The organism is Blastococcus sp. TF02A-26, from assembly GCF_003319125.1.
GTDB lineage: Bacteria > Actinomycetota > Actinomycetes > Mycobacteriales > Geodermatophilaceae > Trujillonella.
Window position 1 is genome coordinate 246,981 of sequence record NZ_QOHG01000002.1, and the last position, 14,301, is coordinate 261,281.

A 14,301-nucleotide genomic window follows, 5' to 3' on the forward strand; every position below is an offset into this window, starting at 1 on the left:
AACCGCCGCAACAGACGCCCCGGGCCCGAGGAGCCCGGGGCGTTTCTCGTTCCCGGGGTCCGACGGCCGAGAGCCCGACCCGCAGGAGGACCCGATGAGCACCACCGCCGCCACCACCGCCGACGCCGACGTCGACCGCATCGGCGAGCTGCGCCAGGAGATCGATGCCTGCGACGCGCAGATCATCGAGCTGGTGCAGCGCCGCCTCGCCGTCTCGCACGAGATCGGCGCCCTGCGGGCCGCCTCCGGCGGCACCCGGCTCTCCCTCTCCCGGGAGTCGCAGGTCCTGACCCGCTTCCGCTCCGCCCTGGGGGACGACGGCGCGACGCTGGCGCTCATGCTGCTCCGGCAGGGCCGCGGCCGCCTCTGAGCCTGGGACGGCCGGGGCTCAAGAGCCGGCCGGGTGGAGTCGATACACCTCGTGTGTCCGCGTCCCCGCCCGTGCGTGGCACCGCCCTGCTGCGGTGGCTGTGCGGCGGTCCCACCGACCGGCTGCGCTACGCGGACATGGCACGACGCTTCCGCAGCGCCCCCTGGTTCGGTGCGGCCATCGGCAGCGCCAAGGTCCTGGCGTCCCTCTGGTACGGCCCCGTGCTGCTCGTCATGCTCGCCCTCGCCGTCGCCACGATGCACGTCGCCGTCCGCCGGCACCCGCGGAGCAGGAACCCCGAGGTGGTCGGCGCGGTCGCGTTCACCGCGCTGCAGGTCAACCTCGCGGTCTGCGTCGCCCTCACCGGCGGTGCCGGGAGCGTGCTGCTCCCGCTGATGTGCGTGCCGGTCTTCAGCCAGGCCGTGTGCTTCCGCCCGCCCGTCTTCCGCGCCGGCGTGGTCGGCTCCGCGGTGCTCGCCGCGGGCGCGGTGCTGGCCGGCGAGCTGCTGCCCCCGGTCGACCGCCCGCCGGCGGTCGTCGGGCTGGTCACCGTGCTGGCCCTGCTGGGCTGCCTCGGACTGGCCGCCCACTTCCTCGCCGCCGCCGACCTGCACTCCCGCGACGAGGCCGTCGTCGACCCCATGACCGGGCTGTACAACCGCCTGACGCTCGCCGCGCGCTTCGCCGAGGTGCGCCGCGAGGCCGCGCAGGACGGCGGCACGGTCGCCGTCGTCATGTGCGACGTCGACCACTTCAAGCGGGTCAACGACACCCACGGCCACGACCGGGGCGACGAGGTGCTCGTCGAGCTGGCCGTGCGGCTGCGCGCCACGCTGCGCGCGTCCGACCTCGCCTTCCGGGTGGGCGGCGAGGAGTTCGTGCTGCTCCTCCCCGGCCGGGACGGCGACGAGGCGGTCTCGGTCGCCGAGCGCGTCCGGCGCGTCGTCGCGGCCTCGCCGGTCGCCGGGCTCCCGCTCACCGTCTCCGCCGGCGTGAGCTGCCGCCCGGCCGACGGGGCGACGCTGCCCGACCTGCTCCGGGAGGCCGACCGCGCGCTGTACGCCGCCAAGGCCGCCGGGCGGAACCGGGTCCTGGCACATGGCGCCGTCCCGCGCGTCGGTGAGGTCCCCCTCCCCCGCTGAGGACGTGTCACGTCCGGCGCCGCCGCACCGTCTCCATGGGCACCACCCCACGGAGAGGACGTCCGACATGGCCCGCATCCCGCTCGACCCGCCGCGCACGATCGTGAACCGCGTGGCCCGGTGGTACTCGCGTCGCAGCTACGGCGCCGAGCTCGACCCGGCCGCGGCGATGGGGCACCACCCCGGGATCCTGCTGAGCTCGGCGCTCCAGGAGGGCGTCCTGGCCCGGTGCCACCGCCTCGACCCGACGCTCGAGGCGCTGGCCGTGATGTCGTCGGCGGTCGCGATCGGCTGCTCCTGGTGCGTGGACTTCGGCCACTGGACCAGCACCGAGGAGGGCATCGACCCGGCGAAGCTGCGGGCGGTGCCGCGGTGGCGGGACAGCGACGTCTTCACCGACCTGGAGCGGCGGGTGCTCGAGTACGCCGAGGCCATGAGCGCCACCCCGCCGGCGGTGACCGACGAGATGGTCGCCGGCCTGCGGCGCGATCTCGACGACGCGGGGCTCGTGGAGCTCACCATGATGGTCGCCGTGGAGAACTCCCGGTCGCGCTTCAACGCCGCCCTGGGGCTGACCAGCCAGGGCTTCCGCGACCGCTGCGAGGTGCCGGCGGCATGACCGGGGTGCTGGAGGCCTTCGACGGGCACCGGCGGCTGCTGTTCACCGTGGCCTACCAGATGCTCGGCAGCGTCGCCGACGCCGAGGACGTCGTCCAGGACGCCTGGCTGCGCTGGTCGGCGGCCGACCGCGAGGACGTCGCCGATCCGCGCGCCTACCTGGTCCGGATCACCACGCGGCTGGCCCTGGACCGGCTGCGGGCCGCCCGCACCCGCCGGGAGACCTACGTCGGCCCGTGGCTGCCCGAGCCGCTGCTCACCGGGACCGCACCGGACCCGGCCGAGGAGGTCGAGGTCGGCGAGCAGGTGTCGCTGGCGCTGCTCGTCGTCCTCGAGACCCTCTCCCCGCTGGAGCGCGCGGTCTTCGTGCTGCGCGAGGTGTTCGGCGTCCCGGCCGCGGAGGTGGCCTCGGTCCTCGGGCGCTCGGAGGCCGCCGTCCGCCAGGTGGCCCACCGGGCCCGCGAGCACGTGGCCGCGCGACGTCCCCGGTTCGACGCCGACCGCGCCGCGCAGCGGGAGGTGACCGAGCGGTTCCTGGCCGCGGCCGTCGGCGGGGACGTCGACGCGCTGCTCGACGTCCTGGCGCCCGGGGCCGTGCTGCTCACCGACGGGGGCGGCAGGGCCAAGGCCGCGCTGCGCCCGATCACGAGTGCGGGCAAGGTGGCCCGGTTCCTGGCCGCCGTCGGCCCCGGGGGAGCCGCCATGCCGGGGGTCCGGCTGGAGTTCGCCGAGGTCAACGGGGAGCCCGGCATCGTGGCGTGGACCGCCGAGGGGCCCCTCATGGCGACGACCCTGGTCGTCTCCGGCGGCCGGGTGGAGCAGGTGCTCGTCTTCCGCAACCCGGACAAGCTGGCCGGCCTCCGCACGGCCGCCTCCTAGGCTCGCGGGGTGACGACTCCGCCGCCCTCCGCCCCTGCCGAGCACGTCGAGCGCGTGCTGTGCGTGCTCGCCCACCCCGACGACGTCGACTTCGGCAGCGCCGGCACCGTCGCGACCTGGACGTCGGCCGGCACCGAGGTCACGTACTGCATCGTCACCGACGGCGACGCCGGGGGCTTCGACGAGACGCCCCGGCACCTCATGGGCCCCCTGCGCCAGGAGGAGCAGCGGGCGGCCGCCGCCGCGGTCGGCGTGACCGACGTCCGGTTCCTCGGCTACCCGGACGGCCGGCTGGAGCCGACCCTCGAGCTGCGCCGCGACATCTCCCGCGTCATCCGGCAGGTCCGCCCGCAGCGGGTGCTCACCAGCTCGCCGGAGCGGTGGTTCGAGCGGATCGGGGCCAGCCACCCGGACCACATGATCACCGGCGAGTCGACGCTGCGGGCGGTCTACCCCGACGCCCGCAACCCGTTCGCGTTCCCGGAACTGCTGGCCGACGAGGGCCTGGAGGCGTGGACGGTGTCGGAGGTGTGGCTGGGTGCCAGCCCGCGGGCCGACCACGCCGTCGACGTGACCGACGTGGTCGAGCTGAAGTTCGCCGCGCTCAAGGCGCACGTCAGCCAGGTGGGCCACCGCGACGACCTCGAGCAGTTCGTCACCGGCTGGATGGAGCAGGTCGGCCGCACGTTCGGTCTGCCCGCCGGCCGGCTCGCCGAGGCCTTCCACGTCGTGCACACCGCGTGATCTGCTCCCCCGCATGGCGGACGACGCGTGGGACGACCTGGTCGAGCGCACGGTCGACGGCGACGTCACCGCGGGGTCGATGTTCGGCTGCCGGGGACTGCGGACCGGCCGGCGGTTCTTCGCGATCTGGTGGCACGAGCAACTGGTGGTGAAGCTGCCCGCCGACCGGCTGCAGGGCCTGGTCGGCGCGGGGGCGGCGGTCGCCTTCGAGCCGATGGAGGGCCGGCGGATGAACGGCTGGGCCGTGCTCGGCGACGGCGTCGCGTGGGACCCCGTGGTGGCCGAGGCCCGCGCCTGGACCGAGTCCCAGCGGTAGTCAGAGGAGGCGGTTGGTCGCCGCCCACCTCGTCAGCTCGTTGCGGTTGGAGAGCTGCAGCTTGCGCAGCACGTTCGAGGCGTGCGACTCCACCGTCTTGACCGAGATGAACAGCCGCGAGCCGATCTCCCGGTAGGTGTAGCCGCGGGCCAGCAGCTGCATGACCTCGCGCTCCCGCGCCGACAGCAGGTCCAGCCCCGGGTCGGTCGCCGGGTCCTCCGACGGGGGCGCCGCGGCGGCACCACCCGCGGCGAACGCGTCGAGCACGAAGCCGGCCAGCCTCGGGCTGAACACCACGTCGCCGTCGGCCACCCGCTGCACCGCCGCCCGCAGGTCGGGCCCGGAGATCGTCTTGGTCACGTAGCCGCGGGCGCCGGCACGGATGACGGCGATGACGTCCTCCGCGGCGTCGGACACCGACAGCGCCAGGTAGCGCACGGTGGGCAGCTCGGCCCGCAGCGCCTCCAGCACCGCCCGGCCGCCACCGCCGGGGAGGTGCACGTCGAGGAGCACCACGTCGGGCACGGTGGCACGGATGCCGGCGATCGCGGCGTCGGCGTCCTCGGCCTCCCCGACCACCTGCACCGCGTCCCCGAGCTCGGCGCGCACCCCGGCCCGCACCATGCCGTGGTCGTCGACGACGAACACCCGCGGGGCCGTCCCGGTCGCCTCCGTCACGCGCCCTCCCTGGGCAGCAGCAGCTCCACCTCGGTCCCCTCCCCCGGTGCCGAACGCACCGTCGCCGTCCCCCCGAACCGGGTCAGCCGGCCGGCCACCGAGTCGCGCAGGCCCCGGCGGTCGGCCGGGACGGCGGCGGGGTCGAAGCCCTGCCCGCGGTCGCGGACGAACACCGACACGGAGTCGGGGGTCACCTCGGTGTACAGGTCGGCCGACGCCGCGCCCGAGTGCTTCGCGGCGTTCACCAGAGCCTCCCGCGTGGCGGCGCCGAGGGCGGCCAGGGCGTCGTCGACCGGCGCGTCCCCCACCACGACGGGGTCGACGGTGAGCGCGTGGTCGGCCTCGATCCCCGCGACCATCGCGGACACGAGCCCGGCCCACGTGCCCTCGGACGCCTTCTCCGGCTCGTACAGCCAGGTCCGCAGCTCGCGCTCCTGGCTGCGGGCCAGCCGCGCCACGGCCTGCTGGTCGCCGGCGTGCCGCTGGATCAGCGCCAGGGTCTGCAGCACGGAGTCGTGCAGGTGCGCGGCCAGTGCGGCGCGCTCCTCGGAACGGATCCGTGCGGTGCGCTCCATCTCGCGGGAGGTCAGCAGCCGCCGCCAGATCGGAGCCGTGGCCAGGACGACCCCGACCAGGATCACCAGCGTCGCCGCGAAGCCGTTGCGGGCGTTGGCCAGCTGGCCGGTCGTGGCCAGGAGGAGCACCAGGCCGGTCACCCCGAGGGCGACGCCGCCGGCGAGCACCCAGCGGACGCTGGGCCGCTTCAGGGTGCGGTCGGTGTCGAGCTGCCGCCAGATGGTGGCCAGCCCCGCCCCGACGAGCAGCAGCGGCACGGTCACGTCGCCGTCGCCCCAGCTGGCCAGGTTGGTCACCAGGACGAGCGCGCCGATGCCGAGCAGCACCAGGCCGACGGTCTGCCGGCGGCTTGGGCGGTCCCCCTCCGGGACGGCCGGCGCCTCGGTGGTGTCCGACAGCGGCATGAACAGCCACAACAGCCCGTAGACGACGACGCCGATGCCGGTGACGGCGAGCGCGACCATCGCCACCCGCACCACGAGCGGGTCGGTGCGCAGGTGCGCGGCCGTGCCGGCGGAGACCCCCGCCAGCATCCGTCCCGAGCGCGGGCGCACGAGGGGCGGGCGGGCGAGCGCCCCGGGCGCCGCCGTCCCCGTCCCGGTCGTGCTGTCCACGGTCACGCCGTCGATCGTCGCACCGGCGGGGTGCCGGGGGCACCGGTGATCACCCCGGGGAGCGGGACCAGGGTCGGATGGGGGCCTTCCCTGATGTACCGGACGGCCACCGGCGCGCAGGCTCTCGGCATGACCGCAGCTCCGCCCCCGGCGCCTCCCACGGTGGACCCGCCGGGCGCCACCTGGCCTCCCCCGCCTCCGCCGTCCGGGCCGCCGGCCCGCCCGGCGCTGCGCCGTTCGCGCACCGACAAGATGGTCCACGGCGTCGCCGGGGGCCTCGCCGAGTACAGCGGCATCGACGTGCTGCTGTGGCGCGTCGGCTTCGTCGCGCTCACGCTCGCCGGCGGCACCGGGATCATCGTCTACCTGCTGCTGTGCCTGGTGATGCCCGCCGGGCCGCGGCCGAGCGGCGAGGGCTGGCACGGCTCCGTCGCGGGCCGGTGGACCCGTGGCCACACCGGCCCGACGCTGCCCCGCTCCCCGGTCGGCCGGATCACCCTCGCCGGGGTGCTCATCGCGGTGGGGCTGCTGGCGCTGGCGACGCAGCTCGGCGACTGGGAACCGGGTCCCCGCCCGTTCCTCGCGGTCGCGCTGCTCGTGGTGGGGCTGGGCCTGGTCGCGGCGGCCTTCCTCCCGGGCCGCACCGCCCGCGGCGGGCTCATCGTGCTCGGCGTCGTCCTCTCGCTGGCCCTGGTGCTGGCCTCCTCCGTGCCGTGGTCGCACTCCGCCGGGGTCGGCGACCGCGACTACCGCCCCACGAGCGTCGCGGAGGTCCGCGACCGCTACGAGCTGGGCGCCGGTGACATGACCGTCGACCTCAGCCGGATCGACGTCGACGACATCCGCTCCCCGCTGCGCATCGAGGTCGACCACGGCGTCGGTGACCTGGACGTGGTCCTCCCCCGCGAGGCCGACGTCGAGCTGGAGCTGGACACCGGGATCGGCTCGACCCAGGTCTTCGACGGCGGGACGTCCGACGGGGGCTTCTACCCCGGCACCGGCTCCGGCCCGGACGTCGACGACGGCGAAGCCGAGTTCGTGATCACCATCGACCACGGCGTGGGCGACACGGAGGTGTCCCGTGGCTGACTACAGCGAGTTCCCGACGACGCCCACCGCGTGGCAGGAGCAGGCGCTGCGCGAGCTGACGGCCGGTGACCCGGCCACTCCTGCGGTCCCCGCGCCGCAGCCGGCGCCCGAGGTGCTGCGCCGCCGTCCCGACGTGGTCGCGCTCGTCGCGGGCCTGGTCTTCGTCTTCCTGGCGCTGGTGGGTCTGAGCCCCACCGAGATCCCGCTGGGGGTGTTCGACGGCGGGGTCCTCTGGGTGGGGCTGGTCGTCGCCGGCATCGCGTTGCTGGTGAGCGAGGTCCGACGGGCCCGTCGACGCGGCTGAGCACGGCACCGACGCGCCGGCCGGTGGAACCCCTCCACCGGCCGGCGCGTTCGTCGCGTGTGCGCCGTGCCGGGCTCCTCCTCGCCGCCCTGGCGCTGCTGGCTGCCTGCGGCACCGCCGGCGCGGGCGCTCCCGCCGCCTCGCCCCTCGTCGGGGAGTGGGAACTGCGGGAGGGGACGGTCGACGGCGCGCCCCTGCCGATGCCCACGACCGCGACGCTCGTCGTCTCCCCGGACCGGGTGACCGGGCGGGCCTTCTGCAACTCCTACGACGCCGGCTACGACTCGGCCGGCGAGGCGTTCTCGCTCGCCGACCTCTCGATGACCGAGGCCGCCTGCCTGGACGCCGGGGCCATGGCCGCCGAGCAGACCTACGTCCGGGCCCTCACCACGGTGAGCGCGGCCCGGGTGGGCGAGGACCTGCTGGTGCTGACCGGACCGGACGTCGAGCTGCGCTTCGGCCGGGCCGAGGAGGTGCCCGACCGCGAGCTGACCGGCACGCGCTGGGTGCTCGACACGCTCGTCGACGGGCAGACGGCGAGCTCGACGGTCGCCGGCACGACCGCCGTCCTGGTGCTCGCGGCCGACGGCACGCTCACCGGCTCCACCGGCTGCCGCGACCTGGCCGGCTCGTGGGCGGCCGACGGCGACGAGCTGCGGATCACCGGGCTGCCGACCGACGGCTGCGCGGGTCCGGCCGCGGCGCAGGACGGTGCCGTGCTCGCCGTCCTCGCCGCCGGACCGGTGGCCACGGTCGACGAGGACCGGCTGAGGGTCACCGCCCCCGACGGCCGCGGCCTGGGTTACCGGGCGGGCTGACTCACTCCCACTCGATGGTGCCCGGGGGCTTGCTCGTCACGTCGAGGACGACGCGGTTGACCTCGGCGACCTCGTTGGTGATGCGGGTGGAGATCTTCGCCAGCAGGTCGTAGGGCAGCCGGGTCCAGTCGGCGGTCATCGCGTCCTCGCTGGACACCGGGCGCAGCACGATCGGGTGCCCGTAGGTGCGCCCGTCGCCCTGCACGCCGACCGAGCGGACGTCGGCCAGCAGCACGACCGGGCACTGCCAGATCTCGGTGTCCAGCTGCGCGGCCGACAGCTCCGCGCGCACGATCGCGTCGGCCCGGCGGAGCACGTCGAGCCGCTCCTGCGTCACCTCGCCGACGATGCGGATGCCCAGCCCCGGGCCCGGGAACGGCTGCCGCTGCACGAGCGTGTCGGGCAGGCCCAGCTGCCGGCCGACCTCGCGCACCTCGTCCTTGAACAGCGTGCGCAGCGGCTCGACCAGCGTGAAGGTGAGGTCCTCGGGGAGCCCGCCGACGTTGTGGTGGCTCTTGATGTTCGCCGTCCCGGTGCCGCCGCCGGACTCGACGACGTCGGGGTACAGCGTCCCCTGCACGAGGAAGTCGACGGTCTCGCCGTGGGCCTGGGCGTCGGCGACGACGTCGAGGGCGGCCTGCTCGAAGACGCGGATGAACTCCCGGCCGATGATCTTGCGCTTCTCCTCGGGGTCGCTCACGCCGGCCAGCGCGCCGAGGAACCGCTCGCTGGCGTCGACCACCCGCAGGTCCGCGCCGGTGACGGCGACGAAGTCGCGCTCGATCTGCTCGGTCTCGCCCTCGCGCATCAGCCCGTGGTCGACGTAGACGCAGGTGAGCCGGTCGCCGATAGCCCGCTGCACGAGCGCGGCGGCGACCGCGGAGTCCACGCCGCCGGAGAGTCCGCAGATGGCCCGCCGGTCGCCGATCTGGTCCCGGATCGCGGCGACCTGCTCCTCGACGACGTTGGCCATCGTCCAGCTGGGCTCCAGCCCGGCGATGTCGAACAGGAAGTGCTCGAGCACGGTCTGCCCGTGCGAGGTGTGGCGGACCTCGGGGTGGAACTGGACCCCGGCCAGCCGCCGGTCGACGTCCTCGAACGCCGCGACCGGGGCGCCGGTGGAGGTGGCGGTCACGGTGAACCCGGGCGGGGCCTCGGAGACGGCGTCCCCGTGGCTCATCCACACCGACTGCAGGGCCGGGAGGTCCCCGAACAGCCGGCCGCCCGTGGTGACCGTCAGCGGGGTGCCGCCGTACTCCCGGTCGCCGGTCCGGGCCACGGTGCCGCCGAGGGAGGCGGCCATCGCCTGGAAGCCGTAGCAGATGCCGAAGGCCGGGACCCCGGACTCGAAGAGCGTCGGGTCGACCTGCGGAGCGCCCTCGGCGTAGACGCTGGACGGGCCGCCGGACAGCACGATCGCCGCCGGCTTGCGCGCCACGATCTCCTCGGCCGGCACCGACGAGGGCACGATCTCGGAGTAGACGCCGGCCTCGCGGATCCGCCGGGCGATGAGCTGCGCGTACTGGGCGCCGAAGTCGACGACCAGGACGGTCGGGAAGTCCATCAGTCCCGGCCGCCGCTCACGACCAGCTCCACCCGCTGGAACTCCTTGAGGTCCCGGTAGCCGGTCTTGGCCATCGTCCGGCGCAGCGCGCCGAAGAGGTTGGTCCGGCCGTCGGCGGCGTGCGCCTCGCCGAGCAGCACGTCGGCCAGGGAACCGGCCGGCTCGATCGGCGCCGACGTCCCGCCGCGCGGCAGGCGCGGGTGCGCGGCCACCGAGTCCCACCAGATGCCGCCCGCCGGGGCCTCGGAGGCCGCGCGCAGCGGCTCGCCGAGCTGCACCGCGTCGGCCCCGCAGGCCAGCGCGCGGGCGATGGCGCCGCTGGTCTCGATCCGGCCGTTGGCGATGACGTGCACGTACCGGCCGCCGGTCTCGTCGAGGTAGTCGCGGCGGGCCGCGGCGGCGTCGGCGATCGCGCTGGCCAGCGGCACGCGGATGCCCATGACGGCGTCGCCGGTGGAGTAGCTGTCGGCGCCGACGCCGACGATCACGCCGGCCGCGCCGGTGCGCATCAGGTGCAGCGCGGTCTGGTAGTTCGCCGCGCCGCCGACGATCACCGGGACGTCGAAGTCGGCGATGAACTCCTTGAGGTTGAGCGCCTCACCGGTCGAGGTGACGTGCTCGGCCGAGACGATCGTGCCCTGGATGACCAGCAGGTCCACGCCGGCGGCGAGCACGGCGGGCGCGAGCTGGAGCGTGTGCTGCGGGGAGATCCGCACCGCGGTGGTGACCCCGGCGGCGCTCATCTCCTTGATCCGCGCGGTGACCAGGTCGGGCTTCACCGGCTCGGCGTAGACCTCCTGCAGCACCGAGACCGGCGGCGGGCCACCGGCGGCGGCGTCCCGGATGCGGGCATAGGCCGGCGCCGGGTCGTCGTAGCGGGTCCACAGGCCCTCGGCGTTCAGCACGCCCAGTCCGCCGGCTTCCCCGACGGCGACCGCGGTGGCGGGGCTGACAACGGCGTCCGAGGCGCTGGTGACCAGCGGGATCTCGAACCGGAAGGCGTCGATCTGCCAGGCGGTGGAGACGTCGTCGGTGTCCCGCGTGCGGCGGGAGGGGACGATCGACACCTCGTCGAGGTCGTACCCCCGGCGGGCGAAGCGGTTGAGGCCGATCTCGACGGAGTCGCGTGCGGGCATCAGACGGTCACCGGGCTCGGTAGTTGGGGGCTTCGACGGTCATCTGGATGTCATGGGGGTGGCTCTCGGTCAGCCCCGCGGAGGTGATCCGGGTCAGCTGGCCGCGGTCCTGGAGGTCGGCGATGGTCGCCGCACCCGCGTAGCCCATCGACGCGCGGAGGCCGCCGACGAGCTGGTGGGCCACCGTGGACAGCGCGCCGCGGTAGGGCACCTGGCCCTCGATGCCCTCGGGGACGAGCTTGTCGTCGGAGAGGACGTCGTCGGCGAAGTACCGGTCGCGGCTGTAGGACTGGTTGCCGCGCTTCTGCATCGCGCCCAGCGACCCCATGCCGCGGTAGGTCTTGAACTGCTTGCCGTTCATGAAGACGAGCTCGCCCGGCGCCTCCTCGACGCCGGCGAAGAGGCCGCCGATCATCACGGTGTCGGCGCCGGCGACCAGGGCCTTGGCGATGTCGCCGGAGTACTGCAGGCCGCCGTCGGCGATGACCGGCACGCCGGCCGGCTTCGCGGCCAGCGAGGCCTCGTAGATGGCGGTGATCTGCGGGACGCCGACACCGGCGACCACCCGGGTGGTGCAGATCGAGCCCGGGCCGACGCCGACCTTGACGGCGTCCACCCCGGCGTCGATCAGGGCCTGCGCGCCAGCGCGGGTGGCGACGTTCCCGCCGACGACCTGGACGCCGGTGAAGTCGGCCTTCACCCGGGCGACCATGTCGAGGACGGCGCGCTGGTGGCCGTGCGCGGTGTCGACGACGACGACGTCCACCCCGGCGTCGACCAGCAGGCCGGCCCGCTTGTAGGAGTCCTCGCCCACGCCGACCGCGGCGGCCACGACCAGGCGGCCGTCGGCGTCCTTGGTGGAGAGGGGGTACTGGTCGCGCTTGACGAAGTCCTTGACCGTGATCAGCCCGCGCAGCCGCCCCGCCTCGTCGACGATCGGCAGCTTCTCGATCTTGTGCTTGGACAGCAGCTGGAGCGCGGTGTCGGCGTCGACCCCCACCGGCGCGGTGACCAGCGGCATCGGCGTCATCACGTCGCGGACGAGCCGGTTCTGGTCGGTCTCGAAGCGCATGTCGCGGTTCGTGCAGATGCCGACGAGGACGCCGTCGGCGTCGACGACCGGGGCACCGGAGATCCGGTAGCGGGCGGAGAGGGCGTCGACCTCGGCGAGGGTGTTGTCCGGGGAGACGGTCACCGGGTTGGTGACCATGCCGGCCTCGGACCGCTTCACGAGGTCGACCTGACCGGCCTGCTCCTCGGCGGCGAGGTTGCGGTGCAGGACGCCGACGCCGCCGACGCGGGCCATGGCGATGGCCATCCGCGCCTCGGTCACCGTGTCCATCGCGCTGGACAGCAGCGGGACGGCGAGCCGGATGCCGCGGGTCAGGCGACTGCTGGTGTCGACCTCGGCCGGGACGACGTCGGAGGCGCCCGGGATGAGCAGGACGTCGTCGTAGGTCAGGCCGAGCGGGGCGAACTTCGCCGGCAGCTCGGGTACGAACTCATCGGGCTGCATGCGTGCCGCCACCCCTCCGGGATCGGTCTGCCGCCCTGCTGGGCGCGCGGGGAACCACCCCGATCGTAGGCGGCGGGCCTCGGGGGGCGGACCGTCGCCTGCCGGACGGCTACCGTAGGAACGTGAACTTCGACGACGCGACCGGTCCGGACTTCGGGCCCGCCGACCCGTCGGGTCCGCCGCCGCTGACGATGGAGGAGCGGGCCGGCGTCCTCGACGACCTGGCCGAGCTCGAGATCTTCCGCACGCTGCTGGAGCCGAGCGGGATCAAGGGGATCGTCGTCGACTGCCCGGACTGCGACGAGGAACACCACGTCGACTGGGCGCTGATGCAGGCGAACCTCCGGCAGTTGCTGGAGGAGGGGCAGACCGGCCGGCACGAGCCGCCGTTCGACCCCGACCCCGACGACTACGTCAGCTGGGACTACGCCAGCGGGTACGCCGACGGCGTCGCCGCGGTCGCCGACCGCGAGGAACCCGGCGACGGCCGCGGCGGCAGGCACGCCCGCGAGGACTGAACGACGAGAGAGGCCCCGGTGCACGAGCACCGGGGCCTCTCTGTCCCTGTCGTCCGGAGGACGACGGAGTCACTGCATCATGCCCCGGCGGAATCCGGTGGCGACCGCCTCGGCGCGATCCTTGGCGCCGAGCTTGCGGAACAGCCGGCGGGCGTGGGTCTTGATGGTGTCCTCGGACAGGTAGAGCTCGCGGCCGATCTGGGCGTTGCTCTTGCCCTGGCTCATGCCGGTCAGCACCTGCATCTCGCGCATGGACAGGCTCACGGCCGGCGCCTGGGCGACGGCGGCGCGCACCGTGGTCGGCGCGGAGCCGGCCAGCGGGCTGGCGCCGTTCCACGCCGGGGCCGGAGCCGCGGAGTGGGCCCCGACGCTGGCGAGCGGCACGGGGTGGCCGTTGGCCGGCTGCGGCGTCCGCCCGTCGACCCGCAGGCCGACCCGGGAGAGGCCGAGGCCCATCTCGAGGGCGGTGGCGTCCCAGCGCAGGTACCCGCGGGCACCGACGGCGACGGCGGCGCGGACGGTCTCCGCGTCGTCGGAGGACCCGAGCACCAGCACGGGCAGCCGCGGGTGGGCCCGCAGCGCCTGGGTGGCGACGGTGAGCCCGGAGTCCATGGCCCGCTGCGTCCCGATCAGCAGGACGTCGGGGTGGCGGGTCGCCAGCCGCGACATGAGGGCCGCGGCGTCACCGACGGCCTCGACCCGGCCGACGAAGGGCAGCGCGACCAGACGGGAGGCGATGTCCTCCCGGACCCGCCGCCGCTCGTCGTAGACCCACACCGTCGTCGTCCCGCTGCCGGGTCCGCGCATCCTGTCGTCGATCACGCCTTGCTCCTTCGCTCCCGGCACGGTGTCCGGGCGAATCCCCCGCCGACCTCGGACGGGGCTCTCCCCGCCGGTTTCGGCACGACCGAGATCCACCTTGATCGGCTCCGGGGGCAGGGGACAGATGCCCTCACCCAGCGGGGTGAGCGAACAGGCGGCAAAATGCGGCGACCCCTCGTGTTTGACCCACGTGGGCCTCGGGCACCGGGCCCTTGCAGCCGGACCGCCCCCTCCGGCTCGCATCGAGCCGAGGAGGACCGACATGGCTGACATCCGCCGCCTTCCCACCCCCGTCGCCGAGGTCTGGGACTGGCAGCTGCACGGCGCCTGCCGTGGCGAGAGCACGGCCCTGTTCTTCCACCCCGATGGCGAGCGCGGCCCCGCGCGGGCCCGCCGGCAGAACGCGGCCAAGGCCGTGTGCGCCCAGTGCCCGGTGGTCGAGGCCTGCCTCAAGCACGCGCTGGCCGTCCGCGAGCCCTACGGCGTGTGGGGTGGCATGAGCGAGGAGGAGCGGGCCCGGCTGATCGCCGCGGAGCCCGCCGCGGTCGCCGCGGGGGTCTGAGTAAGGACCCCGTCCCTCTCACCCCTCGCACGCTG

Annotated in this window: 17 protein-coding genes; 11 read left to right on the plus strand and 6 right to left on the minus strand. The window is 74.9% G+C overall.

The features are described 5' to 3' along the window. The first annotated feature begins 94 nt into the window (after nt 1–94). The 6 genes from DQ240_RS03200 to DQ240_RS03225 all read left to right on the plus strand — a co-directional run bounded on the left by DQ240_RS03200 (nt 95) and on the right by DQ240_RS03225 (nt 4,069). Complete coding sequence (locus DQ240_RS03200; protein WP_113838196.1) at nt 95–370, plus strand: chorismate mutase; 276 nt, start codon at nt 95–97, stop codon at nt 368–370. Nucleotides 371–441: 71 nt separating this feature from the next. Next, nucleotides 442–1,512, plus strand: coding sequence for a diguanylate cyclase (locus DQ240_RS03205; protein WP_113838197.1), 1,071 nt, complete (start codon nt 442–444; stop codon nt 1,510–1,512). 67 nt (nt 1,513–1,579) lie between these two features. Beyond that, nucleotides 1,580–2,131: a carboxymuconolactone decarboxylase family protein gene (locus tag DQ240_RS03210; protein ID WP_113838198.1), complete on the plus strand. Its 552-nt coding sequence runs from the start codon at nt 1,580–1,582 to the stop codon at nt 2,129–2,131. Continuing rightward, nucleotides 2,128–3,009, plus strand: coding sequence for an RNA polymerase sigma-70 factor (locus DQ240_RS03215; RefSeq protein WP_113838199.1), 882 nt, complete (start codon nt 2,128–2,130; stop codon nt 3,007–3,009). The genes DQ240_RS03210 and DQ240_RS03215 overlap by 4 nt, the downstream gene beginning before the upstream one ends. A 9-nt stretch (nt 3,010–3,018) precedes the next feature. After that, on the plus strand, nt 3,019–3,753 hold the full coding sequence (locus DQ240_RS03220) for a PIG-L deacetylase family protein (RefSeq protein WP_113838200.1): 735 nt from the start codon (nt 3,019–3,021) through the stop codon (nt 3,751–3,753). 13 nt (nt 3,754–3,766) lie between these two features. Next, a complete protein-coding gene (locus DQ240_RS03225; RefSeq protein ID WP_113838201.1) occupies nt 3,767–4,069 on the plus strand; it encodes a hypothetical protein in 303 nt (100 codons plus the stop codon). Here DQ240_RS03225 and DQ240_RS03230 read toward each other — a convergent pair whose 3' ends face one another. Continuing rightward, nucleotides 4,070–4,747: a response regulator transcription factor gene (locus DQ240_RS03230; protein WP_113838202.1), complete on the minus strand. Its 678-nt coding sequence runs from the start codon at nt 4,745–4,747 to the stop codon at nt 4,070–4,072. Continuing rightward, entirely contained in the window at nt 4,744–5,943 is a 1,200-nt protein-coding gene (locus DQ240_RS03235; protein WP_233498456.1) for an ATP-binding protein, read from the minus strand. Before DQ240_RS03235 ends, DQ240_RS03230 begins: the two co-directional genes overlap by 4 nt. Nucleotides 5,944–6,066: 123 nt before the next feature. Between DQ240_RS03235 and DQ240_RS03240 the strand changes: the two genes are divergently transcribed. Genes DQ240_RS03240 through DQ240_RS03250 form a run of 3 tightly spaced genes read left to right on the plus strand, consistent with a single transcriptional unit; the run spans nt 6,067 to nt 8,148 of the window. After that, nucleotides 6,067–7,026, plus strand: a complete 960-nt coding sequence (locus tag DQ240_RS03240; RefSeq protein ID WP_113838309.1) for a PspC domain-containing protein — start codon at nt 6,067–6,069, stop codon at nt 7,024–7,026. Further along, a complete protein-coding gene (locus DQ240_RS03245; RefSeq protein WP_113838203.1) occupies nt 7,019–7,330 on the plus strand; it encodes a hypothetical protein in 312 nt (103 codons plus the stop codon). Before DQ240_RS03240 ends, DQ240_RS03245 begins: the two co-directional genes overlap by 8 nt. 59 nt (nt 7,331–7,389) lie before the next feature. Continuing rightward, the gene (locus DQ240_RS03250) at nt 7,390–8,148 is read left to right on the plus strand and encodes an META domain-containing protein (protein ID WP_147261932.1); all 759 of its coding nucleotides are present in this window, start codon (nt 7,390–7,392) and stop codon (nt 8,146–8,148) included. 1 nt (nt 8,149) lies between these two features. On the opposite strand, the gene guaA is transcribed toward DQ240_RS03250, so the two are convergent. Genes guaA through guaB form a run of 3 tightly spaced genes read right to left on the minus strand, consistent with a single transcriptional unit; the run spans nt 8,150 to nt 12,364 of the window. Continuing rightward, nucleotides 8,150–9,712: a glutamine-hydrolyzing GMP synthase gene (gene guaA, locus DQ240_RS03255; protein WP_113838205.1), complete on the minus strand. Its 1,563-nt coding sequence runs from the start codon at nt 9,710–9,712 to the stop codon at nt 8,150–8,152. Beyond that, entirely contained in the window at nt 9,712–10,848 is a 1,137-nt protein-coding gene (locus DQ240_RS03260) for a GuaB3 family IMP dehydrogenase-related protein (RefSeq protein WP_113838206.1), read from the minus strand. The genes guaA and DQ240_RS03260 overlap by 1 nt, the downstream gene beginning before the upstream one ends. Nucleotides 10,849–10,855: 7 nt before the next feature. Further along, nucleotides 10,856–12,364: an IMP dehydrogenase gene (gene guaB / locus DQ240_RS03265; RefSeq protein ID WP_113838207.1), complete on the minus strand. Its 1,509-nt coding sequence runs from the start codon at nt 12,362–12,364 to the stop codon at nt 10,856–10,858. A 122-nt stretch (nt 12,365–12,486) separates the two neighbouring features. On the opposite strand from guaB, the gene DQ240_RS03270 reads away from it, so the two are divergent. Then, the gene (locus DQ240_RS03270; protein ID WP_113838208.1) at nt 12,487–12,882 is read left to right on the plus strand and encodes a DUF5319 family protein; all 396 of its coding nucleotides are present in this window, start codon (nt 12,487–12,489) and stop codon (nt 12,880–12,882) included. A gap of 69 nt (nt 12,883–12,951) precedes the next feature. Here the strand turns inward: DQ240_RS03270 and DQ240_RS03275 are convergent, their stop codons facing one another. Beyond that, a complete protein-coding gene (locus tag DQ240_RS03275) occupies nt 12,952–13,689 on the minus strand; it encodes a response regulator transcription factor (RefSeq protein WP_199589042.1) in 738 nt (245 codons plus the stop codon). Between the two features lie 277 nt (nt 13,690–13,966). Here DQ240_RS03275 and DQ240_RS03280 point away from each other — a divergent pair, with 277 nt between their 5' ends. After that, complete coding sequence (locus DQ240_RS03280; RefSeq protein ID WP_113838210.1) at nt 13,967–14,266, plus strand: WhiB family transcriptional regulator; 300 nt, start codon at nt 13,967–13,969, stop codon at nt 14,264–14,266. Nucleotides 14,267–14,301: the final 35 nt, after the last annotated feature.